Genomic DNA, 26,132 nt, shown 5'->3' with positions numbered 1-26,132 from the left:
GTCCCGAATATGACACGGGTCGTCGTCCCGGTTCGGTACCCCCTCTCCAAGCACTCACGTGCGACGTTAGAAGAGTCTATCCGCGTCGCACGCGAGCGAGACGCCGAGTTGACCATCCTTCACGTCGACCTCTATCAGTCGAACCGCGGCGTCACTCGAACCGACCTCAAGCGTGCGGTCGAACGCGAGTTCGGGCCACTCGTCCGCGCGCGCTACGTCGTCCGGAAAGGGTTCCTCGTCGAAGAGACCATCCTCGAAGAGGTGGCCGCCGAGGAAGCCGATATCGTCGTCATCGGGTCGAAACAGGCGAGTCGCTGGCGACGCATGCTGCGGCGGTTCTTAGACGACCCGGACATCGACATGTTCCTCCGCGAGAAACTCGACGCGACGGTCATCACCGTCCGCGCCGACCAGTAGTCGACCGAACGGACACCGAACTCCCGGTCACGATAGAACTCGAACTGTGAAACCGGCCCCCTACCGCTAATTTACTGCTGTCGAGTCACCCGAGCGCTTGCTCGTCGTACTCGCGTCTAAGGGGTCTTCGAGTTCACCCATGACCGCTTCGAGTGCGTCTGTCGCGGTGAGTAATCCGACGACGTCACCGTCAGACAGTACGAGAGCCAGTTCTTGGCGTTCGGCCTGGAAGCGGTCGATTGCGTCGCTGACGGAGGTTTCTGCAGACATCGTCATCGGCGGTGCCGCAATATCCTCGAACGTCGCGTCTCCATCTCTCAAGGCATCCATTTTGTCGACCACCTGCGGGACGTAGACGATACCCGCGACGTCTTCGGGTGTGGCCCCGATGAGGGGGTAGCGGGTATGAGGTGTCTCGGACACGCGTTCGAGATTCTCTTCGACCGAAACCTCTGTCGAGAGGAACACGACAGCCGATTCGGCAACCATCACGTCCCGAACCTCGATAGTCCCTGCCTCCAATGCGTTCAACACTTCGTCGTGCCGCTCTCCCTCTATCTCTCCTCGCTGCAGCAGAGAACTCATGCGGTTGCGGAGTTGACTCCGGGATTCGATTACGTCCTGTTCTGCTTCGAGCCATGCCCCGGACATCTCGATGCCGAACAACCGGAGCGTCCACTTTGCCACCCAGTCGCCGAGCTTGATGAGTGGAGAGATGGCCACGTAGAACCAGTGGAGGGGAGTCGCACCGTACCGGCAGACCAGCCGGGAGCGTTCGACACCGAGATACGTCGGCGTCTGCTCGCCGTGGGTCAGGTGGATGAGGTTGATGATGAAGTACGCGATGAGCGCCCCGGCACCGATTCTCGCGAGTGGTGTTCCACCGAAGAGAGGCTCGAATATCGCCGCGAGCGCCGGTTCGGCGACGATACCGACGGCGATGCTCGACGCGGTAATCCCGACCTGACACGTCGTCAGATACAGTTCCAGGTCGTTAGTCATCTCCCACGCACGTTCCAGTTTCGAGTCTCCGTCGACGAACTCGTCTTCGGTAAATTGACGAGCGCGTGTCAACGCGAACTCGATGGCGACGAAGAAGCCATTTGCGAGGATGAGCAAGGCGCCTGCGAACAAGCGAATCCCAATCTCGACAGGGGTCATTGGTCGGTAGCACTGTCTCTTATCTCTCGGCACGGGTGTATGTGTCGGATTGTCCTCGGATTTAAATACTATATTGTCGTAAACGCAGATGAATGGGTCGATGGTGCTGCCTCGACAGCAGTCTGTGGGCACGTTTTTACGTCGTTCATCCAAACGATGTAGCCAAATGACGAACCGAGAGTTAGACGGCCTCGACCGGCGCATCCTGTATCACCTCCAGTTGGAAGCCCGTCACACCTCTTCGAGCGACATCGCGGAAGCCCTCGACGTCTCCGCGAGCACGATTCGAAATCGGATTCAGCGACTCGAGGCGGACGGTGTGATTCGAGGCTACCACGCCGACGTGGATTACGAGACGGCCGGCTATCAGCTATTCACACTAATCGTCTGTACGGCCCCGATTCCGAAGCGCGAAGCGCTTGCGGAGGCGGCGGCCGATGTCGACGGTGTCGTCGAAGTTCAGGAAGTCATGACCGGGGAGGCCAACGTGCTCGTTCGTGCCGTCGGTGTCGATGGCGACGACCTGTCACGAATCGGAGAGGAGTTGGACGAACTCGGCCTCAAGGTCTCTGACGAGGACTTGATTCGAAACACGCACCACAGTTCGTACTCGCGATTCGGCGCGTCGGACGAGTCGTAATTCGAGGAGAAGACTAGAGTGTTCGAGGGGAAGGCGACACGCGATTCGACCCAGGGTTCGTGGGTGCACGACAGGGCCAGCGAACCTCACTCGCTGTCGCCGTCGGTATCGACCGCTTCGCGGTGGTCAGACGATGGTTTCGCAATCATCTGTCGTCCATCGTCTCCAGTTTCGGCGTCGCCGACGCGGAGCGTCCCACTCGTATCGTCGAAGACGACGTGAGTGTGCGGGTAGGCGAACTCGACGTCCGCGTCGGAGGTTTCGAGTAAGTCCCACAGTCGCGTCTGTATGTCCGACTGGACGCGTGGCATCTTGTAGGGTTTCATCGCCCAGTAGCGCAGGCGGAGGAGTACGCCGTCGTCGGCGTACGAGTTGATGTACGCGGTCGGTTTCGCCGGGTAGCGGGCGCTGCCGACGCGGATATCGGGGCCTCCTTCGATGACCTGGTCGGTGTCGCGGGCGGAGCGTTCTATCAACTCCCGAGCGTGGGCGATGTCCGACTCGTAGGTGACGAGCACGTCGAGTGTCATCCGTGTCCGTTCGTCTTCGGCGGAGTAGTTGATGACGTCCCGATTGCGAATCGTCGAGTTCGGCATGACGAGGAAGGTGTTGTCGAGCGTGAACATCTTCGTGTAACTCAGCGTTATCTCGTCGACGAACCCGCGCGTCCCGTCGTCGAGTTCTATCATGTCCCCAATCTCGTAGGGCTGGTCGAAGAGGACGAACACACCGTTGATGATACTCCCGACGATCGGTGCGAGGACGATACCGAGGACGGCCGAGAACACCGTCACCGAGAGGACGATGTTTCCGAGTTCGACGCCGAGGAACCCCGCTGCGACGACGCTCCCGGCGAGGAAAACGGAGAGACGGACGATACGGAGGACCGTCTGCGCGACGCTCTGCCGGGCGAACTGCCGGGCGACTGGCCGGCCAAGCAAGCGCACGACGTACTTCGAGACGACGACGCTGAGGACGAGGACGACGAACGCCGACACGTACTGCCAGCCGGGGAACAACAGATAGTCCGGAACGAACTCAGGGGGAGTCACGAGTCCGGACTGGAGTGGGGCGAAGACGGTGTTCGGTCCCGTCGTCGGGACGTTTGCACCGGTCTTCGCTGCGGTGTCGGCCACTCCGAGGACTCCGTGCATAGAAACAGCAACGTAGACCGTTAGAAAAAGGGTTGCCACTCTGATGGCCCTGGAAAGGGGACCCGTCGCTCGGGTCGGACGGCGAGACACCGACCCGCCCCGATGGCACTGAACGGCTATGTATCGTTACGACGTAGCGACAGGTATGGACCGAACAGCGACGTCGCTTCCGGACTTCCGTATCACCCACGACGACGAACCGAGTCAGGTGCTCCTCGCGGGGTTCTCGTCGTTCGGCCTCGCCGGGTTGACGGCCGTCGACTTCATCGTCGACCACCTCGGACTCGAAGAGACCGGTCACCTCAGCGTCGAGGGGTTGCCGTCGGTGACACCGTTCTTGGAAGGCCGCCCGCGACACCACACACGACTGTTCTCTCGGCCGGACCTCGACGTGACCATCCTCGTGGGGGAGTTGTTCGTGCCCGCCGACTTCGGGACGGCGTTCAGCAACGCCATCCTCGACTGGATGGAAGCAAACGGTGTCGAAGAGATTGCGGTCCTCTCTGGCGTCCCGATTGCGCACGGCCCGGACGAACACCGCGCCTTCTACGTCGCCACCGACGACTACCGCGAGGCACGACTCCAGAACGTCGACATCCCACCGATGGGTCGCGGATTCTTCGGCGGGACGAACGCGGCGCTGGTCGAACGCGGTATCGACTCGCCCCTCGGTGTCGGCGTCTACATCACGCCGGTCCACGCGCAAGTGCCAGACGTCGAAGCGGCAATCAGACTCGTCGACGCCGTCGACGAGGTGTACGAACTGGGCGTCGACTCCCGCCCACTCGAATCGTTCGCCACCGAAGTACAGCAGTACTACGCGGAACTCGCCGACAGACTCCACGAGAGCGAATCTGACCTCCCGGAAGACCGGATGTACATGTGACCACGGGTGAGGTCCGACGAGCGAAATAGTTGTCAAAAAATACCACCTCGTTACGGAATGGGGTGCTACTCGGATATTAGTAAATGACTTAGGGGATGCGTGTGAGGTCACGAATATGGCTGACGAATTGCGGCTAACGATGGAGCGTGTCGGAGAGCGCTTCAGCCTCGGCGAGTACGAGATAGACGCCTACCTGGCCGTCCTCGAACACGGTCAGTTGACGGCGAGCGAAATCGCGGACCGAACGAGCATCCCCCAACCCCGTGTGTACGACACGGTCCGGAGTCTCTCCGACCGGGGACTCGTCGAACTCCGTGAGTCGCGTCCGATGAAAATCGTCGCGGTGGACCCCGAAGACGCCTTCTCGAACGTCAAGACGTCGCTCGACGAACTCATAGAAGAGTTGGAAGCGCGCTACACCGCACCCGCACGCGACACCGAGGCCGTCTCACTCGTCAAGTCGCGTTCGACCATCCTCCGGTACATCGAAGAAATCATCGAGTCCGCGGAGTACGAACTCGTCTTGTCGCTGACGCCGGACCTGCTTCGTCGCTTCCGCGACGACCTTGCGGCGGCCATCGACAGCGGTGTCAGTATCGACTTGCTGGTCACGCCCGCCTCCCGCGCACCCGACCCCGAGGAGTTCAGCTATCTCGACGTGGCGACTATCGCCCGCGCTCGCCGTGGTATCACCTCGCCCGTGCTCGCCGTCGCCGACGGTGAGTACTCCATCTACGCGACGCAGGACGCGTTGCGCGACGACCGTGACCGATACGGCGTCATCTTCAATCGCTCTGCACTGGGCTTCCTCGTCAGCGGGTTCTTCGGCACCGTGCTGTGGTCGACTGCCGAGACCATCATCGCAGACGGCAAGCGCCGTCCCTTCCCGCGTCGCTACGCGTCCATCCGCCGCGCAGTCAAGGACATCCGCGAGATAGAAGGCGACTTCTACGCCTCGGTCTCCGGTCGCGACATCGAGACGGGGAACCCAACCGTCGTCGAAGGCCGCGTCATCGAGACGGCGTTCGAAGACACCGAGGAAGTCGCGTCGCTCCACATCGAGACGGACGAAGGGACCGTCGAAGTCGGTGGACTCGTCGCTGCGCTCGAAGACGTCGAAGGACAGGAGATTCTGCTGGGTCTCGGCGAAGTGCCGGACCGAAGTCAGTTCGAGTAAGTACCGCCGACGCGACCCGAACGTCGAGGACGTCCCGGTTCCCGACGCGTGCTGTTCGTTTTATTCGTCACCGAACTCGTAGACGACTGCGCCGCAGTCTTCACAACCGAGAACCTCGTGTTCGGGTGAGTCGTAGACGCCGGCCGTCCCACCACAGCAGTTCCGGACTGTCGTCTCTTCGACGGGGCCACCACACTCGGGACAGACTTCGGTGAACATCCGGAGTGGTTCAGTCGCCGCGAGAGAGACCATCGGGTCGACCGCTCGTTCGGTGACGGCGAGGAGCGTCGCCACGTCGGCAATCGCCTGTGGCCGGGAAATCCAGACGGACATCGACGGGCCGTCGATGGAGATACCGTCGAATTCGGCGGCGACTTCCGCTTCGAACGGGAGCGCTGCAGCGACTGCCTCGGCCAGTTCGTCGTCCGACGCCTTACGGAGCGTCGCCATCGCCGACTCCCACTCGTCTCGTGCCTCGTCGGTCAGGAACAGTCCATCTTCACGTTCGACGAGGACGTCGGCGTCGAGGAGCGTCGAGAGCATCACGTCCGGGTCCACGTTCGCGTCGAGCGACTCTGACTGTCGGGGTTCCTCGTCGTCGTGTTCGAAGACGCCACTGAGACCGACTGCGGCGACGAGGCGCGGCGCGAACGACGGCGTCCCGGGGACGACGTACCCTCGAAGGTAGACCAGTGCCGCGCCGATGGCGGCGACGACGAATCCCGCAGGTAACCACAGCACGCCGAGTGCGAGTCCGACGACGGCGACGACGACGGCGTTGACGACTGTACACGGACGACACCGATTCGCACCGGTGTGCTCGGGTCGTTTCAGTGAGTCGATGACGGACATTGGTGGAAAATTGGGAGTGTGAGTGTTTCGCTGTTGGGGTGGTCAGTTCGTTGTTGGGTGGTCAGTTCGTTGTTGGGTGGTCAGTTCGCTGGTGGCGTCTCCACGGTGTCGAGGCGGACCGCACGACCCGCCTCGGACGACCGGTAGATGGCGTCGATGACTCGCTGGACTGCGAGGCCCTGTTCGACCGTGTTTCGGCCGGGGTGTTCGCCGGCGGCGACGGCCTCGACGAACAGTTTCTGTTCGGACTTGTGAGTGTCGTTGGTCTGCGTCTCGACGTCGGTGGTCGAGAGGTGGTTTCCGCCACCGACGCCGTCTTCGTAGAACTCCAGTTCCTGGCTGGCCCGGTCAAAACGGGCCCCGCCTTCGGTTCCGCGGAGGAAGAACTCGTCGTTGGTCGGGCGGTTCACTGCCCACGCGACTTCGAGCGAAATCGTGGTTCCCTCGGCGGTTCGAATGAAGGCGCTGGCGGAGTCGTCCACGTCGAACCCTTCCGGTCCCACGTCTTCGCCCCACATCTCGACGAACGTGTAATCTTCGTCGTGACCGAATTCGGACCGGGTGACGCCGGAGACTTCGACGACCTCTGGGAAATCGAGGAAATAGAGCGCGAGGTCGATTGCGTGGACACCGATGTCGATGAGTGCGCCACCGCCGGCGATGTCGTTCGAGGTGAACCACGACCCGCGGCCCGGGATGCCGCGTCGACGGATGTAGTTGGCTTCGACGTGGGTGATGTCGCCGAAGCGACCCGCCTCGTAGTGGTGGCGGAAGACTTCCACCGGGTTCGCAAAGCGGTTGTTGAAACCGACCATACAGAAGCCATCGGCCCGTTCTGCGGACTCAGCGATGCGTTCGGCAGATTCGAGAGAGTGTGCGAGCGGCTTTTCGAGGAGGACGTCGAGGCCAGCGTCGAGCGCAGCGACGGCGTACTCTTCGTGGAACCGGTTCGGCGTCGTGATGATGACGGCGTCGACTTCGGCGAAGAGTTCGTCTTTCTCTTCGTACGTGTTCACGTCGTACTTCTCTGCGAACCGTCGGCGTGCCTCTGCTTGAATGTCGAGACCGCCGACGAGCGTCGCACCCATGTCGACGATGCGGTCAGCGTGGTGGTGCCCGATGTTTCCGAGTCCGACGATGCCGACTCGGACCGATGACGCTGTATTCATGATTCAATTATTAACTACTGTAGGTGTTAAGTTTCACGTTCCATGTGCTGTTTTACCAGACTCGACCAGCGACGTTCCGAACGTGGGAGTCCGGTGGAATATCGGTGTGAACGGCAGACGCGAGTGGTCTCTCTCGTGTCAGTAGAGCTGTTCTTCGCGCTCTTCGCGTTCCTGCTCGCGACGTTTCTCCTCTTTGAGTTTGCGTCGGCCACGAAGGTACTGCCGGCCCTTCGGGATGAACTTGTTCTTCAGGTCCAAGAGGAACGAGACGATGCCGTAGGCCCAGAAGAAAAACAGGACCGTCATCCCGCCGATGTAGAACCAGCCGAGTTCGTTGACCATGGGTGTGTGAAACAGGTTGGGTCGAATAAACGTTGTGTGGGAGCGTCTGCGGTTCAGTCGTCGCTTTCGGCTTCCGTGCCGGTCGGTCCGCTCGCCTGAATGCCGCTTTCGATACCGTGACTGATGGCTTTGCCCGTCTCCGTATCGAAGAGGTGAATCTTCGACCGGTCGAGAATCACGGTGACGTCTTTGTCCTCTTCGATTTCGGTGTCCGGGTCGACGCTCATCAGGAGTTGGTCGTTCGTCGCGACGGCGTCCTCGTCGAGGCTCGTCTCCGCGTCCTCTTCGAGTTTCAGGTAGACGAAGATTTCGTCACCCATCGGTTCCAGCACGTCCGTCAACGCGTCGATTTCGTGGCTGGGGTTCGTCACGAGTCCACGGTCATCGGTGAGGTAGACGTCTTCCGGGCGGACGCCGAGCGTGACGTCTTTGCCGGATTCGACACCGACCTCTGCCGGGTCGAACTCGACGTCGACGTTTCGCGACTCAAATCCAGTTTCAGTGACCGTCCCGTCGAGGAAGTTCATCGACGGCGACCCGATGAATCCGGCGACGAACAGGTTCGCGGGTTCGTTGTAACAGACCAGCGGCGGGTCGATTTGCTGGAGTTGTCCGGAGTCGATGACGGCGATGCGGTCGGACATCGTCATCGCCTCTGCCTGGTCGTGGGTGACGTAGATGATGGTCGTGTCCAGTTCCTTGTGCAGGCGCTGGAGTTCCGTTCGCATGTGGACGCGGAGTTTCGCGTCGAGGTTCGCGAGCGGTTCGTCCATCAGGAAGACGCCGGGGTTACGGACGATAGCGCGGGCGATAGCGACGCGCTGGCGCTGGCCACCGGACATCTCGTCGGGCATGCGTTCGAGCATGCCTTCGAGTTGGACGACGTCTGCGGCGCGGTTGACGCGCCGTTCGATTTCCTCCTTGTCGTAGTTACGGAGACGGAGGCCGAACGAGATGTTGTCGTAGACGTCCATGTGCGGGAACAGCGCGATGTTCTGGAACACCATCGCCACCCCGCGGTCCTTCGGCGGGAGGTTGGTGACCTCGCGGTCACCGATGAAGACCTTCCCCTCCGAGGGGATGGTCAGTCCCGCAATCATCTCCATCGTCGTCGACTTGCCACATCCCGAGGGACCAACGAGGCAGATGAATTCGCCGTCGTTGATGTCGAGGTTCATGTCGTCGACTGCCGTTACGTCGTCGTAGTGCTTGCTTACGTGTTCGAGTTTGACGTCTCCCATGGTTACTCCTTCAGTGCTCCTGCAGTTAGTCCGCTGACGATACGTTCCTGTGCGATTATGACAAGGATGGCCACGGGTAAGACTCCCACGATGGAAGCGGCGGCCATCAGGTTGAACGGCGTGTCGAACTGGCCCTGATACTTCAGGATACCAGCGACGATTGGCGCCCACGAGGAGGCCTCACCGTTGTTCATCAGGAACGAGAAGAAGAACTCGTTGTAGACGGCGATGAACGTGAGGACGCCCGCGGTTGCCACGCCGGGTGCCGACAACGGCACGATGACACGGAAGAGCGCGCCGAGTCGCGTGGTCCCTTCGACCCGCGCCGCATCCTCCAACCCGTCGGGGATTTGCCCGTAGAAGGTGGTGAGGATGAAGATAGACAGCGGGAGGAACAACGCGCTAAACGGGAACACCATCGGTGCCGGCGTGTTGAACAGGTCCGGCGACGAGACGGTGATGAACCCGATGCTGATGGCGGTGTTCCCGGTGAACAGTTCGAACAGCGGGATGAGGAACGCTGCTGGCGGGAAGTACGAGATTGCCAGGATGCCGAGCATCAGGAGGCTCTTCCCGGGGAAGCGGAGGCGTCCGAAGACGTACCCCGCGAGGCTCGCGAGCAGCAACACGATGACCGTCGTCGTGATGCCCAACACGAAGCTGTTGAACATGTACAGGTGGAACGGCACCCGCACGAACATCTCGATGAACACTTCGGGGTTGAACCCTTTCGGAAGCAGTCCCATGTTCGAGATGAGACGGTTCGGCGTGAGCGCGATGACCAAGAGCCAGTAGAACGGGAACAGGGTCGTGACCAGGAAGAACACCGTCGCGACGTAGAACATCGAACGGTAGGCTCTGTCCGGGTTCTTGATGGCCTTGTTGACCCACCGGCCGAGTGGCCCGCGCTTCATCTCTGCGTCGTCTGAACCGAGACCGATTCCGGAGCTTTCGTTCGACATCTTAGATTCCCTCACTAGCGAAGTTCACGATGTACACCGAGACGACGATGGCGATGATACCGGCGGTGATGAACGCAACCGTCGCGGACGTTCCGTACAGCGGTGCGTTGAACGTCGTGACGACGAGACACGAGAGCGACGGCACGGTTTGACAACCGGCCATCGTCTCGATGATACCGTAGACGCGCATCGCGTCGATGGTGCGGAACAGCATCGCGACCAGCACCGTCGGCAGGATGAGTGGGAAGGTGATGAGCTTGAACTGCTGCCAGCGGGACGCGCCAGCGACCTTCGCCACGTCGTACAGCGACCGGTCGATACTCTGCATCCCTGCGAGGATGAGAAGCGCCATGAACGCTGACGTCTTCCAGACGTCGGCCACGATGATGAGGAACAACGAGTCTGCGGTGTCACGCAGTGGTGTCGTTCCGATGAGGCCGAGTTGGTTCATGATGGCCGGATTATCGGTCGTTCCGACGAGGAACCCGATGTTCGGCTGGAACATCAGGAACCAGATCATCCCCTGAATGACGATAGGCACTGCCCACGGGATGATGATAGCGACGCGGACCCACCGGCGACCACGGAAGTCCTGGTCGAGAATGAGCGCTTGCCCAAAGCCGATGAGTGTTTCGAAGAGCACGCTGAAGACGGTGAAGATGAGCGTCACCATCAGCGCGCTCGAGTAGATGTCTGTTACGAACGGGAATTCTGACGTGAACGTCGGGAGGAACGAAGACGGAAGTGCGAAGTCTCGTGCACCAGTGAACAGGTCGATGTAGTTCTGCAACCCGACGAACTCACCCAGTCGTGCGGTCCCCGTAAGCTGGTCGGCGAACAGCGACATGCTGAACGTCGTTGCCAGCGGGTAGACCGCGATTACCCCCAAAAGGATGAGTGCGGGCGTCAGAAGCAAGTACGCGAACTGCGTCTCCGACAGCGTCTCCATCCAGTTGACGGCCGACGCGTACGGACCTGAGCGTCGAGACTCAGAGACTGCCTCCCCCGATTGTTGTTCTGTAGCCATGACAATTGATAACGTGTGTGGGTAATATTACGTCTTACCCAAGACGGAGTTTACGAGGCGCTCTGTTCGATCTGCTCGAGTTGCGACTTGAGGTCGGACATCGCCTGCTCTGGCGACTTCTCTCGGGCCATCGCGTTGTTGACTTCCTGAGAGACCTTCCCGGACTGCTGCGGCCAGACGACGGTGACCGGACGCGGGATAGCGTTGTTACCAGCGACCTTCAGCGCGTCGAGGTAGCGACCGATGACTGGGACCTCACGTGCACGGTCGGAGTCGAGCAGGGACGGGCGCGGCGGAATCCAGCCGATGATTTGGAAGAGGTCCAGCTGGAACTGCTCGTCCTGCATCGTCCGAAGAACCTGAACTGCCGCCTGCTTCTTCGCGTCCGACGCGTTCGGGTTCATCGTCATGTGCCAGCCACCGAGTGCGGCGACGGGGCCACCGGTGCCCTCGTACTTGGCCTCGTCGGGAGTGACACCGTACGGAATCGGCATGACGCCGAGGTCTTCGCCGAAGACGTCCTCGGCACCGTTGATGTTGATGGAGTACGGCCAGTTACGGTGCATGACGGCACTGCCGTCGGTGAACGGCTTACGGGACGTCTCTTCGGTCCACTGGAGGACCGCTTCGGGCGCGATGCCGCCCGTAATTCCGTCGAGGGAGTGTTCGTCGTCCTCGCCGTGAATCATCGTGCGCACCATCCGGATGGCGTTGAGGACGGGTTCCTCGTCGACCGTAATCGGTCGGTCACCGATGGGGCCGAAGAGGTTCTCGCGGCCACCGAAGTACGCGCCGCCCCACGAGGTCATGAACTCGTTGAAGTCACAGCACGAGAGGCCCTCGTAGACGTCGGCCTGGAACGTGTATCCGAATTCGACGTCGGAGTTAGCCTCCATCGCTTCCTTCGTGATGCTCGAGAACTCCTCCCAGGACATGGACTCGGTCGCCCACGTCTCGAAGTCCTCGTCGGTGTAGCCCGCGTTCCGGAGCAGGTCCTTGCGGTACTGCATCGTCGGGAAGTCGGGGAACAGCGGCTGACCGTACAGGTCGCCGTTTGCACCCTTCGCCGTCGAGACGGACGCCTCGAAGTACTCCTCTTCGATGGTCGTAATCATCTCGGACGGCAGCGACTGCGAGAGGTTCTGCAACTGGTTCCGCGCGATGAACGGAACCGTCCACCCACTGTCCATCATCAGGAGCGTGGGTTCTTCGCGGCCACCGTTCAGCCACTGCTGGTACTGCGCCTGGCGGTTGTCCGTAACCTGCGACCCGGCGATGATTTCGACAGTGATGTTATCCGGGAGGCCAGCATCGCTGAGTGCCTGCTGCACCTCTGATTCCGCGTCGCCGACACGCGTGTCGGCCGCCCACTGAATCGTAATCTCTTCCGTCGATTCCTCGGTGTCAATCGGGGTGTCGGTGTCTTCGTTCCCACCGCCACCGCCGTTCCCGTCGCCGCCGTTCCCGTCGCCGCCGCCTGTACTGATACAACCGGCGAGTCCAACTGCGGCGCCCGATGCGCCGGCAGCCTTCACGAAGCTGCGTCGAGAGACGCCATTCCGCTTGCCCTTGCGAGAGTCAGCATCAACCATTACAGTTTGTACTCTACAATTAGTGATTATTTATACTTTTGGTGCCGGCTACTACCGCTGTTGTAGTAAATTGAATGTCAGTAAACTCGGCGTACTGGGCGACCACTCGCTCGGTGGGAGTAGACAACTAAGAGATAAGTTCGGTGTATCGAAACTTAATCTTTCCCCGGTGCGGGCCACTGCGGTGTCTTCGGTTCTTCGATGCGGTCTATCTCGTCCGGTGTCAGTTCGATATCGAGCGCACCGAGGTTCTCGTCGAGGTGGTCGATGGTTCGTGGGCCGACGATTGGTGCATCGACGACAGGTTTGTGAAGTAACCACGCGAGCGATATCTGCGCCGGCGTGGCATCTTTCTCGTCGGCGAGTTCGCGAATCACGTCGAGGACGGCCCAGTTCTCGTCGGTGAACCTGTTCGACGTGTACTCGTCTGTTTCCGCACGCGTGTCAGCGGGGACGCTGTCGTCTCGTTCGTACTTCCCCGTGAGGAACCCGCCAGCGAGCGGTGACCACGGGATGACGCCGACGCCTTCGCCCTCACAGACCGGAAGCAGGTTCGCCTCTTCGTGGCGGTCCACCGCGTTGTACTCCGGTTGCATGCAGGCGAACCGTTCGAGGTTCTCCACGTCGGCGGTGTAGAGGGCTTTCGTGAACTGGTACGAGGACATCGTACTCGCACCGACGTATCTGACGAGTCCCTCGTCGACGAGGTGGTCCAGTGCGGAGAGCGTCTCCTCGATTGGGACGTGGTCGTCCCACCGATGAATCTGATAGAGGTCGATGTAGTCGGTTCCCAGTCTGTCGAGACTCGCTTTCGCCTGGTCGAGGATGTGTTTCCGCGAGAGGCCCGACTTGTTCGGGCCGTCATCCATCGGGAAGTACACCTTCGTCGCGATGGCGAGTTCCTCTCGGTCACGGTCGGCGATTGCTTCACCGACGATATCTTCCGACTCACCGCGAGAGTAGGCGTTCGCCGTATCGAGGAAGTTGATGCCAGCGTCGAGCGCGTGGTCGAGGAGTTCGAGACTCGCCTGTCGGTCGTTCATCATCCAGTCGGCACTCGACCCGAAGTTCATACACCCGAGACAGAACCGGGAGACTTCCAATCCGGTGTCTCCGAGATACGTGTACTCCATCTCTGTCATGGGTCGACGTACACCGACGGGTGGCAAAAGTGTGTGCACGCTGAACTCTCCGTCCCCGGTCGGTCTGGCCGACGGGGACAGAGGCGTAATCACTTTATTCACCCCTCTGGAATCCGGGGTGTATGGATGGGCGCACACGCGAGTACCTCGAAGGTCGCTTCGGTGATTACTACCGGAGCACCGACATCCCACTCCCACCCGCACCGAACGAACGGGAGTGGGGCGTCATCCCGTGGTCTGCCGGCGGGACACGCATGCACCGCCACCAGTCGTTACTCGATTTGGGAGACCTGAGCGATTTCCTCGCACGCACCGCGCCCCGTCACGTCTACTTCTCGTCTGCACGGTTTGCCGACCCCGGCGCGCCGTCGATGGACGACAAAGGATGGCGCGACGCTGACCTCGTGTTCGACATCGACGCCGACCACCTCCCGGGTGTCGACCCGGAAGAGACGCCCTACGCGGAGATGCTCGAAGCGGGGAAGCAGGCACTGCTGGACCTCCTCGACATCCTCGAATCGGACTTCGCCTTCGAAGAGATGCAGGCCGTCTTCTCCGGTGGCCGAGGCTACCACGTCCACGTCCGCGACGAGTCGATACGCGGACTCGACAGCGAAGCACGTCGCGAAGTCGTCGACTACATCCGCGCTATCGACATCGACGTCGACGGCCTCATCGAGACGCGAGCGTTCGGCGCGACGACCCGTCGCGTCCTCAGAACGGAGGGCGGGTGGGGACGCCGAACGCATCGCCGACTGCTCGAATTCGTCGATGGCTTACTGGAGATGGAAGAAGACGCCGCGCTCGAGAAGTTGAAGGAACTCGACGGTATCGGTGACGGGCGCGCGAAGACTATCCTCGGAGCGTTCCGAAACAACCCGGACGCGATTCGGGAGGGGAACGTCGAGGCAGGCGGCCCCGGCGTTCGAACGCTCGTCGACGCACTCGCACGCGAGACGATTCGCGAGGAGACGTCACCGATAGACGAACCGGTGACGACGGACACGAAACGCCTGATTCGACTCCCGAAGAGCATCCACGGCGGGTCCGGACTCGTCGTCGAACCGCTGGAGAGAGACGAAATCGAGTCGTTCGACCCACTGACTGACGCCGTCCCCGACCGGTTCCGTGGCCGTGAAATCACCGTCGAGGTCACCGACCCCGGAACGGTGGTCTTCGATGACGATACCTTTACACTTCAGTCGGGCGTCCAGTCAGTACGCGAAAGCCTCGGGGTGTTTCTGATGGCCCGTGGTCGAGCAGAGAAGGTGACAGAATGAACGTAGACGAACTCAGGAGTGTGCTGCGAACGGAGCGACAGAAAGATAGCCTGCAGCAACTCCGCGAGTCGTTCTACGAGGACGTCGCGGAGTACATCGCCCAACAAAAGGAGATACGCAACCGGAAAGCCGAGGAACTCGGCACCCACTACTCCCCGGAGATTCGCCGCATCACCGACGAAGTCGAGACTGCCGAAGAAGTCGTCACGTCCATCTACGAACGCCGTGTCGGCAAAGTCGTCAAGGCCGCCAGTTTCGCCGCCGCCGGGATGTCCTCGTCGACGGAGGGACTGACCCACGAGGAGAAACGCCTCTTCGAGGACCTGGTCGACCGAATCGAGCAGAACCGTAGTACCGTCCTCTCGACGCTCGAAAACGTTGTTGCCAACGACGCGCCGCAAGACGCCGTCTCGGCGGGGTCCGTCTCTACGGACGAACCAACCGCGCCGAGTGCGACACACACGTCGGCGACACCGTCGCCTGACGAGACGGTTCCGCCGGACGACCCCGACCACGAGACGATGGCGTTCGACGGGTCTGACTCGTCTGGAAGCAGTGACGCAGGCGACGTGCTCGCTGGTGCGATGGGTGGCGCGTCCGACGAGACGTCGTCGGCCACAGAGAGCGAGGACGAACCGGCGACCGACCGCCCGTCCGACGAAGCACGGGCCGTCGTCAGCGACGACGAGGCCCCAGAAACACCGTCGTCCGCCGATTCGGACGATGCAGACGCGGAATCTGACCTGTCCGACGACCCGGTTTCGGACCTCGGTGCGGACCGCGAGACGGTTCGCATCACCGCCGACGTTGGCACTATCTTCGGCGTCGACGAACGGGAGTACGACCTTGCACAGGAAGACGTAGTGACGCTCCCGTCGGCCAACGCGGAACCGCTCGTCGAACGCGGTGCCGCAGAGAAACTCGAGTAGGAAACACCCTTCTTCTCGCCGTCCGAAGCGACAGATATGCTCGCTATCGGAGACGACGCGCCAGAGTTCGAACTCACAGACCAACACGGCGACACCGTCTCTCTTTCGGACTTCCGCGGTGACTACGTCGTCGTCTACTTTTACCCCCGTGCCGACACCCCGGGGTGTACGACCGAAGCCTGTAGTTTCCGCGACGCGTGGGACGACTTCACCGACCGAGATATCACGGTGCTCGGTATCAGTGACGACCCGGTTTCGGACCTCGACTCGTTCGCCGAGAAGTACGACCTTCCGTTCTCGCTGCTCTCCGACGAAGACGGCACAGTCTCGGCGAAGTACGACTCCTACGGCGAAAAGAACATGTTCGGAAACACCTTCGATGGCGTCTTCCGCAACACGTACGTCGTCGGCCCGGACGGCGCCATCGCACACGTCTACGAGGGCGTCTCACCCGAGGGACACGCCGACGAGATTCTCTCGGATATCGACGCCTGACCGTCGTCGTCCCGGATTCGAAGACTGCGACGAATTGTATACTACACACCGAGTAGTATCTTTACAAACCGAGAGAGACACACCGCATTTCCGGTGAAATGAACGAGTAACCCGTTGAAAATTCAGGGTTCCTAGCAGTGGGTACCACTACGTAGCAGACACGAGTGATATGAACGTGTCGGTCCGGTGGACTCACAAGGAGTGGTGAGCGTCACGAAAACCGAAGGAAGTTGGTCGAAACGACTGGCGCGAACCCGGGCGACCTTACTGGAAGGTGCGGCCGATTTCCGTCTCGCGGTCGCGCTCGACTTCGCTCTTCTGGAAGCGCTCTTCTATCTCTTCGTAGCGGCGGCGGACGTCGTCGGTGACGCTCGCTCTGATTTCGTCGAGCGCGTTCTCGAAGTGTTCCATGGTCACGCGGACGTTTCCGACGCTCTCGCCGATTTCCTCTTTCTTCACGCTCTGGATGAACTCACGGGAGGCGTTCATCGACGCCTCGCGGGCGAGTGCTTCGAGGTCAGCACCGACGTAGCCCTCGGTCTTCGCCGCAATCTTGTCGAGGTCCACGTCGTCAGCGAGTGGTTTGTCTCGCGTGTGCACGTCGAGGATGGCGCGCCGTGCCTCCTCGTCGGGGACGGGAACGTGGACGTGGCGGTCCAGACGACCCGGGCGCAGGAGCGCGGAGTCGATGAGGTCCGGCCGGTTCGTCGTCGCGATGACGACCACGTCTTCGAGTGCTTCGAGGCCGTCCAGTTCGGTCAGGAGTTGTGAGACGACGCGCTCGGTGACGCCCGAACTCGAGGAGTCACGACCACGTTCGGTCGCGATGGAGTCGATTTCGTCGAAGAACACCACCGTCGGGGCGTTCTCGCGGGCCTTCTTGAACACCTCGCGGACGCCCTTCTCGGACTCACCGACGAACTTGTTCAGCAGTTCGGGGCCCTTGATGGAGATGAAGTTCGACTCCGCCTCGTTGGCGACGGCCTTGGCGAGGAGCGTCTTCCCCGTCCCCGGTGGGCCGTACATCAAGACACCCTTGGCGGCGTCCATGTCCATCTGCTGGAACACTTCGGGGTATTCGAGCGGCCACTGGATGGTCTCGCGGAGGCGCTCTTTGGTGGGTTCGAGGCCACCGACGTCGTTCCACGTCACGTTGGGGACTTCGACGAAGACTTCGCGGAGTGCCGACGGTTCGATGCTCTTTCTGGCCTCTTTGAAGTCACTCTCGGTGACCTGCAGGTTCTCGAGGACTTCGGCGTCTATCTCCTCGGCATCGAGGTCGAGTTCTGGGCGGATGCGACGCAGGGCGTGCATCGCGGACTCCTTGGCGAGCGATTCGAGGTCAGCACCGACGAACCCGTGGGTGCTGTCTGCGTACTCGTCGAGGTCGATGCCGTCCGAAAGCGGCATGTTCCGCGTGTGGACCTGCAGAATCTCCTTGCGGCCGTCGCGGTCCGGGACGCCGATTTCGATTTCACGGTCGAACCGCCCACCGCGACGAAGCGCGGTGTCGATGGCGTCGACACGGTTGGTCGCACCGATGACGACGACTTCGCCGCGTTCGTCCAGGCCGTCCATCAGCGAGAGCAGTTGTGCGACGACGCGGCGTTCCACGTCGCCACCTGCTTCGCTCCGCTTGGGGGCGATGGAGTCGAGTTCGTCGATGAAGACGATGGCCGGCGAGTTCTCCGTGGCCTCCTCGAAGATTTCACGGAGTTGTTCTTCGGACTCGCCGTAGTACTTCGACATAATCTCCGGCCCGGAGATGGTGTGGAACGACGCGTCGATTTCGTTGGCGACGGCTTTCGCGATGAGCGTCTTCCCGGTGCCCGGCGGGCCGTGGAGGAGCACGCCTTTCGGCGGTTCGATACCGAGGCGCTTGAACAGTTCCGGGTGGCGCATCGGGAGCTCTATCATCTCCCGGACCTGTTCGAGTTCCTTGTCGAGGCCACCGATGTCCTCGTAGGTTACGGACGGTCCGTCGCTGCTCGACGGTGCGGTGTCTTTTATCTGTTCGGCGGGTTTCTGGCTGACCTGGAACTCGGTGTTGTCGGTGACGACGACGGTGCCGTCGGGGTCGGTGGAGGCGATTTTGATGGGGACCGTCTGACTAGACGCACTCATGAACCCGAACCCGAGCGGAAGCTGGACGTTCTGTCCCTTCGTGACGGGTTGGCCGGAGAGTTTGTCGCGGATGTACGTCCCGATGTTGCCACCGATGCGGAGGTTCTGCGGGAGGGCGATAGTGACGCGCGTCGCGGGTTTGACGTCTGCCTTCTCGACTTCGACCCGGTCGTCGATACCGACGCCCGCCTGCTGGCGGAGTCGGCCGTCGATACGGATAATACTCGTTCCCTGGTCTTCGGGGTATCCGGGCCAGACCCGCGCGATGGCGGTGGCGTTGTTGGGGCCTTCGATGCGGATGAAGTCCCCTCCTTCGAGGTCCAATTCGGCCGCAGCAGTACGGTCAATCGCGGCGAGTCCTCGACCAGCGTCCTTTTGTTTCAGTGGTTTAACAGTTAATTTCATTTATTTCTGGATGGTGATGGTGAGCACGCCGTTGTTCACGAACACGTCGGCGTCTCCGCCGGCGGGGAGTTCGAACTCAGTCTCGCTCGTGTATTCGCCAGTGTCGACCACGACGATGGCCGTCGAACCGACGATATCGACGTCTATCTCGTCGTCTGAGAAACCGATATCGGCGGCGATGACCCAGGTATCTTCGTATTCGTAGCGGCGAATGAAGCGTTCGTTGCCGCCGGCGAATTGCTGTGTGCTCATGATAAGTCTAACTCGAAGTTAGCGTTTCTACTATTTAAACTTTGTGCCGATGAACCGAGTGACGACGCGGTGTTACGCCTGATACGGTTGTATTGCGGTTCACACTCGTCGCACCTCGAGTGTAGATTCGCGTGGGAGTAACGTCAATCTAGTGGCCCAACAGGTAGGCGGTTCGTCGCCTGCCGTGTCGTAGGGGTTTATTCACGAGCGGCGACGAATCTGCAACTATGGACGCGGCTACGGTGGAACACAACGGGCGGACGACGGCCTATCGAATTCGTGACGCAGGCGGTGACGGACCGACGGTACTGTGTGTACACGGGAGCGGCGGTTCTCACGCTGTCTGGCGGGGCCAGTTCCGTCTCGCCAGCGACTACCCTGTGGCCGCGATAGACCTGAGTGGACACGGGGAAAGCGAGGACGTCGATGCAGAGGCGGGGTACGAGGCGCTCTCGGCGTACGTCGACGACGTCGTCGCCGTCGCAGAAGCGACGGGGGCGAGTGTCCTCGTCGGCAACTCACTCGGTGGTGCCGTCGTCATGACGCTCGCCCTGGAACGCGACTTGGAACTCGACGCGCTCGTCCTCGCCGGCACGGGTGCGAAGCTCTCCGTCCTCAACGACTTGCTGAACTGGCTGGACGAGGACTTCGAGCGGGCTGTCTCCTTCCTCCACGGGGAGGACAAACTGTTCCACGGCGACGACGAGCGACTCGTCGAGGCGTCGAAGGCGGCGATGCACGATGCCGGACAGGCCGTCACCGAACGCGACTACCGGTCGTGTCACACCTTCGACGTCCGCGACGAAGTGTCGGACATCGACGTGCCGACGCTCGCGCTCGTCGGTGAGTACGACCGGTTGACGCCCCCCTCGTACCACGAGTACTTCGTCGAAGAGATGCCAGACTGTGAGATGGCGGTCATCGAGGACACTGCCCATCTGGCGATGTTAGAACGACCAGCGGCGTTCAACGCCGCGCTGAAGTCGTTCCTCGACCGGCGCGTCTAATCGTCCTTCGACCGGCGCGTCTAATCGTCCTTCGACCGGCGTGTCGCTATCTGGGCCCGTCAGTAGAGTTCGTCTAACTCGTCTTCGACGTGACTGTGCTCGTCGGCCGGGAACTCGCCGGACTCGACGGCGTCTCTGTACGCGCCGACTGCCTTTTCCATCTCGGACTTGACGTCGCCGAACTGGGCGGCGAAGGGTGGCGTGCGTTGGCTCATTCCGATAACGTCGTCGATGACGAGCACCTGTCCGTCACAGTCGGAGCCGGCACCGATGCCGATTGTCGGGATGTCTATCGCGTCGGTCACCTGTTTTGCGACGTTCGACGGGACGTGTTCCAAGACGAGTGAGAACGCGCCCGCGTCGGCGTGTGCCTTCGCCAGTTCGAGAATCTCGCGTGCGCTGTCCCGGTTCGTGCCCTGCCGACTGTAGCCCACTTCTTTGACGTGCTGCGGGGTCAGGCCGAGGTGGGCCATCACGGGGATGCCGAGTTGGACCAGTCGCTTGGTCAACTCGACGGTGTGCGGACCAGATTCTAACTTGACTGCGTCGGCGTTGGCCTCCTTGAGCATTCGCCCACAGTTTTCGATGCTCGACGCTTCGTCGACGCCGAACGAGAGGAACGGCATGTCGGCGACGACGAGTGCGTCTTCCGTCGCACGGACGACTGCCGCCGTCCGGCTTTGCATCTCGTCTACCGTGACGGGGAGCGTCGATTCGTGCCCGAGCGACGTGTTCCCGACGCTGTCTCCGACGAGGATGATGTCGATACCCGCTTCGTCGACGATGCGTGCCGTCGGCGCGTCGTACGCCGTGAGCATCGTGATTGGCTCCGTGCCGGCCTTCGTTCGAAGGGCCCGTACCGTGACCATGCAGGACGTTCGCACGTCCGGTTTATCAGCGTCACCCTTTGTGTCTCACAGTGCCGTGTCGGCTTTCGTGCCACCGTGGGGTGTCTCGGCCGGAACCGGCACGCATTAGCCCCCGCCCGAATAGCTCTATCCGTGCAACCAGTCGAGCGAACGAGTCCGGAGGGCGTCGATTTCGGGTGGGTCATGCAGATGACGTTCGTCACGACGATTCTCGTCGGGTCACCCATCGTCGCACTGCTCTCGCTGAACGCCACGCTCCCGACGTGGGGTGCGCGTGCGGTGTTCGCCATCCAGGTCGGTGCAGTCATCTGGTTCGTCACCGCCATCGCCCTCTACGTCTACGCCAAACGGACGGACGCGGGCGACGGAGGGGCGAGGCCGACGAAAGAGACGGAAGACTGACTCCGACTCCCCCTCCGACTCCTGACACCTGACACCTAACTTCGACTCCTGACTCCCGTCACCGGGACGCTGACACGTCGACGTGAGTCCCGGAAACTCTTTCACACGATACGGCGACGTTCTCGTATGATAGACGAGACCATCGAGGAGATTCGCGAGATGCAGACACACAGCTCCTCGGTCGTCGCCGTCAAGGCAACACGGTCGCTCGCGGAACTGACAGAACGCGAGTACGCGACCGTCGAGGAGTTCGAACGTGACCTCGAACGAAACGTCAGCGCCCTCAAGCGGGCGAACCCGTCGCACGCGTCGCTCTACAACGCGTTACAGGACGTTCTCAAGAACGTTCAGGGCAAGGCAGACTCCTTCGAGGAAGCGCGTGAACTCACCCTCGGCACTATCGACCGTGTCGTCGAGAGCGTCGAGATGGGCAAGCATCGCGCCGCCAAGAACGCGGCGGTGACGCTCGAAGACGGCGACACCTTTCTCACGCACGATTACTCCTCGACAGTCATGGAGGCCGTCGAAATCGCCGTCGAAGACGGTGCGGAACTGACTGCGTACGTCACGGAGGCCCGCCCGCGCTTCCTCGGCCGGAAGTTCGCCCGAGAACTCGCGGCTATCGACGGCGTCGAACCACATCTGATGGTCGACGGCGCGTCGGGGATGTTCCTCGGTGAGTGTGACCGCGTCGTCATCGGGATGGACTGCATCGTCGACGAGACGCTCTACAACCGCGTCGGAACCTTCCCGCTCGCGGCGACTGCCGACCGACTCGGCGTGCCCGTCACCGTCGTCGGGTCGGGCGCCAAAATCGTCGACAGCGGATTCCGCTTCGAAAACGAGATTCGCTCGCCGAGTGAGGTCATGCTCGAACCCGTCGAAGGCATCGAGTTAGAGAACCCCGCCTACGACGCGACGCCCGTCGAACTCATCGACCAGGTCATCACCGACGAAGGCGTCGTCGAGTTCTGAGACGGGGGTTGAGACCTATCTCTGGATTACGTATCGAGGCCAGTCCACACTGAGATATCTCAAATTTTGTTTGATATATCCGTAGCAAAGTAGAATACACCAAGAGCAATTCCACCGAATATAAACAGTTCTCCAAGCCCTCCGTATTCAGTAAGAATGCCGTTTGAGCTCGCAAACTCAATTCCAAACCCTATCAGGATTACTAGTATCCAACTCGGTAGGTCACCAAGGCTGACATTTCCAGACATAATGGTTGATTGGTGACACTCATATTAAATGGTTGTTTGAGCGGGGCGAAAGTGAAATAAGCTACAGTCCTCTGATTGCCGTTTTTGGGGGTTCGACTTAGTCGAGACTGACCCACTCGCCGGCGTCGTCGGAGCGCTCGATGGCGTCGAGAATCTCCTGTACCTCGTAGGCGTCTTCGAACGACGGGTGGAATTCGCCGCCTTCGGCCGCCGAACTCAGGAACTCGTAGTTCTCGTGGACGAAGGTGTGTTCCCATCCGATGACGTGGCCCGGCGGCCACCAGTGGTCGACGTAGGGGTCGGACTCGTCGGTGACGAGCACCGTCTCGTAGCCACGGTTGTCGCCCGTCTTGACCTCTAATTCGTTGAGGCGTTCGAGCGAGAATTTGAGGCTCCCCTCCGACCCGTGAATCTCGATGGTGTGGTCGTTCTTGTGGCCGTTGGCGAAGCGCGACGCCTCGAACGACCCGACAGCGCCGTTTTCGAACTCCGCCTGTGCGGTGTAGGCGTCGTCGACGGTGACCGGTTTGTACTCGTCCGTGCCGGGGACGGGGCGTTCGTCTACGAACGTCTGGAGGTGACCAGAGACGCGTTCGATGTCGCCGGCGACGTTCCCGACGAGGAATCGCGCGAGGTCGATGGTGTGTGCGCCGAGGTCACCGAGGGCGCCGGACCCGGCGAGGTCCTTGTCCATGCGCCACGCCCACGGTGCCTCGGGGTCGACCAGCCAATCCTGGAGATAGCGACCACGCACGTGGTGAATCTCTCCGAGTTCGCCGTCTTCGATGAGACCCTTCGCGTACTGGATTGCCGGGACGAACCGGTAGTTGAACGCGCACCCAGCGACGGCGTCGGCGTCGCGTGCGGCGTCGCGCATCGCCGCTGCTTCTTCGAGCGTCGGCGCGAGCGGTTTCTCACAGAAGACGTCGACGCCTGCTTCGAGCGCCGCAATCGAGGGTTCGGCGTGGAGGTGGTTCGGGCCGAGATTGTAGAACACGTCCACGTCGTCGATGACGTCACGCCAGTCGGTCGCAGTCGATTCGAACCCGAATCGGTCGGCGGCGTCGGCGAGTGCCTCCTCGTCGCGGCCGACGATGACCGTCCGTTCGACTTCGGGTGCCTCGGGGAAGAACATCGGGAGGCGTGCGAGGGCGTTCGAGTGGGCTTTGCCCATGAATCGGTAACCGAGGACGCCGACTTTGAGTGGTTCAGTCATCGTTGGTTACTCCGCCCAGTAGGCGTCGCCGGGTTGCGTCTCGAAGACGGCGCGAGAGAGCACGTCCACTGCTTTCTCCAGACCCTCGTTCGAGGAGGTGAGCGCGTCTTCGTGTTCGATGGAGAGTGCGCCCTCGTACCCGACCATCCGGAGCGTCGAAACCACGTCCTTCCAGTGTTCTTCGCCGTGACCGTAGCCAATCGAGCGGAAGAGCCACGACCGGTCGGCGGTGTCGGCGTAGGAGGTGGTGTCGAGGACGCCCTTGACATTCGCGTGGTGGTCGTACACCTTCGTGTCCTTGGCGTGGAAGTGGTGGATGGCGTCGTGGTCACCGAGGAAGCGAATCGCCTCGGTGATGTCGATATCCTGCCAGTAGAGGTGGGAGGGGTCGAAGTTCGCGCCGATACGCTCGTTTGTCGCCTCGCGGAGTTTCAGCATGCCCGTCGGTTCGTAGACGAGCATGTTGGGGTGCATCTCGATGGCCATGTCGACGCCGTGTTCGTCGGCGTATTCGGCGAGGTCAGACCAGTAGTCGACGGCGACGTCCCACTGGTAGTCGTGCGCGTCGGCGTGCTCTGTCGGCCACGGCGCGGTAATCCAGTTGGGCACCTCGTCGTTCGGGCCACCAGCGGGCAGGCCGGAGAAACAGGTGACGGTGTCGACGCCGAGTGCGTCGGCGAGTTCGATAGCCTCGCGGAGTTCCGTGTCCGCCTCGGCGGCAGTCTCTTCGTCCGGGTGCAGGGGGTTGTTGTGCGTCGCGAGGGCGCTGATTTGCATGTCTCGCTCTTCGACGGCGGCGAGCAAGTCGGCCTGCGCGTCGTCGTCACCGAGGACGGCGGTTCGCTCGACGTGGTCTTCGCCGGGCCACCCGCCGACGCCGAGTTCGACGCCGTCGACACCGATACCCGACAGGTAGTCGAGCGCGTCGTCGAGGGATTCGTTTCCGAGTGGGACAGTGAGCACTCCGATGTACATACACGGGCCTACTACTACGAACCGAATAAAAATTGAGGATACGAGCAAGGCCGACCGACCGTGGCCGAACCGATGGCTCCGACACCTGAAGCGTCCGCTGTGGGTGAATCACCGGTTCAGCCGAGTAAGAATTCCGAGAGGCGCTCTCTGAGACTGGCCTCTTCACCGAGTCGGAGGTAGTACGACGCGCCGCCGTCTTCGTAGTAGTTCTCGATACGGCGTTGAATCTCGAACCCCATCGATTCGTAGAAGTCGAGGGCGTTCTGATTCGTCGTTCGGGCGTGGCACGTCACGACGGGATGTTCTTTGGCGACTTCGGCGACGAGATGTTTCCCGTGGCCCTCGCCGCGGGCATCGGGAGCGACTGCGAGAAAGAGGATGTAGCCGTCGCGTCGTGTGGACGCGAAAGCGACGAGCGTGTCGTTTTCGAAGAGGAGGTAGGTCGTCGAGCGACGGTAGGCATCCATGAAGAAGCCCCGGCGCTGTTTGAGGAGTCCCTCGTTGACCCGGATGTTCTCTTTGAGGGCCCACGCCGCTTCGGCGTATTCGGTCTCACCGGGACCGTCGACCCGCATCTCCACGTTGACGCTCACAGTCCGTGGTAACCGGAGCGAGAATATAACTCCACCGTCCGTCGGGACTGCAACCAGACGGCGAGCGACCGAAAGGACGAGGGTCGATGGTCACTCATCAGTGGACATGGGATTTACACTCCGTGAGCACACCGCCGACGTGGCCGTCGAGGCGGACGCGCCGACACTCGGGGGTGTCTTCGCTGCCGTCGCCGACGGACTCGCCGCGGCGATGTGCGACGAGATAGCCGAGACGGGCGACCGGTTTTCCGTCTCGGTCCGTGCCGAGAGTCTCGAAGCGACGCTCTTCGACTACCTCGACCAACTCATCTACGAACGTGACGTGCGCGCCGTCCTCCCCGCCGCACACGAGGCGACAGTCCGCGAAGATGGCGACGAGTGGGTCGTCGAGGCGTCAGCGCGCGGCGTCCCCTTCGAGGACGTAGACGCGCGGGACGTGAAGGCGGTCACCTACTCGGAGATGCGACTCGAAGAGACAGACGAAGGGTGGAGTGCGTACGTCGTCTTCGACGTTTAACCCGCTTCATCTATCGTTTCGTACCTTCTCTCGCGGAGATTCGCGTGAACACATCCCTCGGCGTTTTCACTGATTCGGCCGTA

General features: G+C 61.5%; 28 protein-coding genes. 11 read left to right on the top strand and 17 right to left on the bottom strand.

Going from position 1 to position 26,132, the window contains the following annotated elements:
• The first annotated feature begins 9 nt into the window (after window positions 1–9).
• A complete protein-coding gene (locus tag ACK3R5_RS09985; RefSeq protein WP_411963909.1) occupies window positions 10–417 on the top strand; it encodes a universal stress protein in 408 nt (135 codons plus the stop codon).
• 66 nt (window positions 418–483) lie between these two features.
• Here the strand turns inward: ACK3R5_RS09985 and ACK3R5_RS09980 are convergent, their stop codons facing one another.
• On the bottom strand, window positions 484–1,578 hold the full coding sequence (locus ACK3R5_RS09980) for a CNNM domain-containing protein (protein WP_411966844.1): 1,095 nt from the start codon (window positions 1,576–1,578) through the stop codon (window positions 484–486).
• A 166-nt stretch (window positions 1,579–1,744) separates the two neighbouring features.
• Here ACK3R5_RS09980 and ACK3R5_RS09975 point away from each other — a divergent pair, with 166 nt between their 5' ends.
• A complete protein-coding gene (locus ACK3R5_RS09975; protein ID WP_411966843.1) occupies window positions 1,745–2,218 on the top strand; it encodes an Lrp/AsnC family transcriptional regulator in 474 nt (157 codons plus the stop codon).
• Between the two features lie 86 nt (window positions 2,219–2,304).
• Here ACK3R5_RS09975 and ACK3R5_RS09970 read toward each other — a convergent pair whose 3' ends face one another.
• A complete protein-coding gene (locus ACK3R5_RS09970; RefSeq protein WP_411963906.1) occupies window positions 2,305–3,372 on the bottom strand; it encodes a mechanosensitive ion channel family protein in 1,068 nt (355 codons plus the stop codon).
• A gap of 145 nt (window positions 3,373–3,517) precedes the next feature.
• Here ACK3R5_RS09970 and ACK3R5_RS09965 point away from each other — a divergent pair, with 145 nt between their 5' ends.
• A complete protein-coding gene (locus ACK3R5_RS09965; protein ID WP_411963905.1) occupies window positions 3,518–4,258 on the top strand; it encodes a proteasome assembly chaperone family protein in 741 nt (246 codons plus the stop codon).
• Window positions 4,259–4,373: 115 nt separating this feature from the next.
• Window positions 4,374–5,435, top strand: a complete 1,062-nt coding sequence (gene trmB, locus ACK3R5_RS09960; protein WP_411963904.1) for an HTH-type sugar sensing transcriptional regulator TrmB — start codon at window positions 4,374–4,376, stop codon at window positions 5,433–5,435.
• A gap of 60 nt (window positions 5,436–5,495) precedes the next feature.
• Here trmB and ACK3R5_RS09955 read toward each other — a convergent pair whose 3' ends face one another.
• The 8 genes from ACK3R5_RS09955 to ACK3R5_RS09920 form a co-directional block, all read right to left on the bottom strand.
• Window positions 5,496–6,287, bottom strand: coding sequence for a hypothetical protein (locus ACK3R5_RS09955; RefSeq protein ID WP_411966842.1), 792 nt, complete (start codon window positions 6,285–6,287; stop codon window positions 5,496–5,498).
• Window positions 6,288–6,367: 80 nt separating this feature from the next.
• On the bottom strand, window positions 6,368–7,456 hold the full coding sequence (locus ACK3R5_RS09950; RefSeq protein ID WP_411966841.1) for a Gfo/Idh/MocA family protein: 1,089 nt from the start codon (window positions 7,454–7,456) through the stop codon (window positions 6,368–6,370).
• Window positions 7,457–7,594: 138 nt separating this feature from the next.
• On the bottom strand, window positions 7,595–7,798 hold the full coding sequence (locus ACK3R5_RS09945; RefSeq protein WP_411963901.1) for a hypothetical protein: 204 nt from the start codon (window positions 7,796–7,798) through the stop codon (window positions 7,595–7,597).
• 53 nt (window positions 7,799–7,851) lie between these two features.
• On the bottom strand, window positions 7,852–9,039 hold the full coding sequence (locus ACK3R5_RS09940) for an ABC transporter ATP-binding protein (protein WP_411963900.1): 1,188 nt from the start codon (window positions 9,037–9,039) through the stop codon (window positions 7,852–7,854).
• Window positions 9,040–9,041: 2 nt separating this feature from the next.
• A complete protein-coding gene (locus ACK3R5_RS09935; protein WP_411963899.1) occupies window positions 9,042–10,001 on the bottom strand; it encodes a carbohydrate ABC transporter permease in 960 nt (319 codons plus the stop codon).
• 1 nt (window position 10,002) lies between these two features.
• Window positions 10,003–10,950 carry a carbohydrate ABC transporter permease gene (locus ACK3R5_RS09930; protein WP_411965812.1) on the bottom strand — a complete coding sequence of 316 codons (948 nt, stop codon included), beginning with the start codon at window positions 10,948–10,950 and terminating at the stop codon, window positions 10,003–10,005.
• Window positions 10,951–11,078: 128 nt separating this feature from the next.
• Window positions 11,079–12,620, bottom strand: coding sequence for an extracellular solute-binding protein (locus ACK3R5_RS09925; RefSeq protein WP_411963898.1), 1,542 nt, complete (start codon window positions 12,618–12,620; stop codon window positions 11,079–11,081).
• 155 nt (window positions 12,621–12,775) lie between these two features.
• Window positions 12,776–13,762: an aldo/keto reductase gene (locus ACK3R5_RS09920; protein WP_411966840.1), complete on the bottom strand. Its 987-nt coding sequence runs from the start codon at window positions 13,760–13,762 to the stop codon at window positions 12,776–12,778.
• A 122-nt stretch (window positions 13,763–13,884) separates the two neighbouring features.
• Here ACK3R5_RS09920 and priS point away from each other — a divergent pair, with 122 nt between their 5' ends.
• The 3 genes from priS to bcp are packed head-to-tail and all read left to right on the top strand — an operon-like array spanning window position 13,885 to window position 16,466.
• Window positions 13,885–15,042, top strand: coding sequence for a DNA primase small subunit PriS (gene priS / locus ACK3R5_RS09915; RefSeq protein WP_411966839.1), 1,158 nt, complete (start codon window positions 13,885–13,887; stop codon window positions 15,040–15,042).
• Window positions 15,039–15,971 (top strand): DNA replication protein, encoded by a 933-nt coding sequence (locus ACK3R5_RS09910; RefSeq protein WP_411966838.1) that lies wholly within the window; start codon window positions 15,039–15,041, stop codon window positions 15,969–15,971. Before priS ends, ACK3R5_RS09910 begins: the two co-directional genes overlap by 4 nt.
• A gap of 36 nt (window positions 15,972–16,007) precedes the next feature.
• Complete coding sequence (gene bcp, locus ACK3R5_RS09905; protein ID WP_411963894.1) at window positions 16,008–16,466, top strand: thioredoxin-dependent thiol peroxidase; 459 nt, start codon at window positions 16,008–16,010, stop codon at window positions 16,464–16,466.
• Window positions 16,467–16,730: 264 nt separating this feature from the next.
• Here the strand turns inward: bcp and ACK3R5_RS09900 are convergent, their stop codons facing one another.
• Both ACK3R5_RS09900 and ACK3R5_RS09895 read right to left on the bottom strand, forming a co-directional pair.
• Complete coding sequence (locus ACK3R5_RS09900; protein WP_411966837.1) at window positions 16,731–18,995, bottom strand: CDC48 family AAA ATPase; 2,265 nt, start codon at window positions 18,993–18,995, stop codon at window positions 16,731–16,733.
• The gene (locus ACK3R5_RS09895; RefSeq protein WP_411963892.1) at window positions 18,996–19,247 is read right to left on the bottom strand and encodes an Hsp20/alpha crystallin family protein; all 252 of its coding nucleotides are present in this window, start codon (window positions 19,245–19,247) and stop codon (window positions 18,996–18,998) included.
• Between the two features lie 227 nt (window positions 19,248–19,474).
• Between ACK3R5_RS09895 and ACK3R5_RS09890 the strand changes: the two genes are divergently transcribed.
• Window positions 19,475–20,254: an alpha/beta fold hydrolase gene (locus ACK3R5_RS09890; RefSeq protein ID WP_411966836.1), complete on the top strand. Its 780-nt coding sequence runs from the start codon at window positions 19,475–19,477 to the stop codon at window positions 20,252–20,254.
• Between the two features lie 59 nt (window positions 20,255–20,313).
• Here the strand turns inward: ACK3R5_RS09890 and panB are convergent, their stop codons facing one another.
• Window positions 20,314–21,123, bottom strand: a complete 810-nt coding sequence (panB, locus tag ACK3R5_RS09885) for a 3-methyl-2-oxobutanoate hydroxymethyltransferase (RefSeq protein ID WP_411966835.1) — start codon at window positions 21,121–21,123, stop codon at window positions 20,314–20,316.
• 132 nt (window positions 21,124–21,255) lie between these two features.
• On the opposite strand from panB, the gene ACK3R5_RS09880 reads away from it, so the two are divergent.
• Entirely contained in the window at window positions 21,256–21,525 is a 270-nt protein-coding gene (locus tag ACK3R5_RS09880; RefSeq protein ID WP_411966834.1) for a DUF5822 domain-containing protein, read from the top strand.
• A gap of 126 nt (window positions 21,526–21,651) precedes the next feature.
• A complete protein-coding gene (locus ACK3R5_RS09875) occupies window positions 21,652–22,500 on the top strand; it encodes a translation initiation factor eIF-2B (RefSeq protein WP_411963888.1) in 849 nt (282 codons plus the stop codon).
• A gap of 59 nt (window positions 22,501–22,559) precedes the next feature.
• On the opposite strand, the gene ACK3R5_RS09870 is transcribed toward ACK3R5_RS09875, so the two are convergent.
• The 4 genes from ACK3R5_RS09870 to ACK3R5_RS09855 all read right to left on the bottom strand — a co-directional run bounded on the left by ACK3R5_RS09870 (window position 22,560) and on the right by ACK3R5_RS09855 (window position 25,532).
• Window positions 22,560–22,748, bottom strand: a complete 189-nt coding sequence (locus tag ACK3R5_RS09870) for a hypothetical protein (protein WP_411966833.1) — start codon at window positions 22,746–22,748, stop codon at window positions 22,560–22,562.
• A gap of 97 nt (window positions 22,749–22,845) precedes the next feature.
• Complete coding sequence (locus ACK3R5_RS09865) at window positions 22,846–23,964, bottom strand: Gfo/Idh/MocA family protein (RefSeq protein ID WP_411966832.1); 1,119 nt, start codon at window positions 23,962–23,964, stop codon at window positions 22,846–22,848.
• Window positions 23,965–23,970: 6 nt separating this feature from the next.
• Window positions 23,971–24,939, bottom strand: a complete 969-nt coding sequence (locus ACK3R5_RS09860; RefSeq protein ID WP_411966831.1) for a sugar phosphate isomerase/epimerase family protein — start codon at window positions 24,937–24,939, stop codon at window positions 23,971–23,973.
• 116 nt (window positions 24,940–25,055) lie between these two features.
• On the bottom strand, window positions 25,056–25,532 hold the full coding sequence (locus ACK3R5_RS09855) for a GNAT family N-acetyltransferase (RefSeq protein ID WP_411963885.1): 477 nt from the start codon (window positions 25,530–25,532) through the stop codon (window positions 25,056–25,058).
• Window positions 25,533–25,638: 106 nt separating this feature from the next.
• Between ACK3R5_RS09855 and ACK3R5_RS09850 the strand changes: the two genes are divergently transcribed.
• The gene (locus ACK3R5_RS09850) at window positions 25,639–26,049 is read left to right on the top strand and encodes an archease (protein ID WP_411966830.1); all 411 of its coding nucleotides are present in this window, start codon (window positions 25,639–25,641) and stop codon (window positions 26,047–26,049) included.
• The last annotated feature ends 83 nt before the right edge of the window (window positions 26,050–26,132 follow it).

It is taken from the genome of Haloferax sp. YSSS75, from assembly GCF_046764215.1.
Classification (GTDB): Archaea; Halobacteriota; Halobacteria; order Halobacteriales; family Haloferacaceae; genus Haloferax.
Note: the sequence above shows the minus strand (reverse complement) of the source record. Positions and strands in the feature narration are given on the sequence as shown.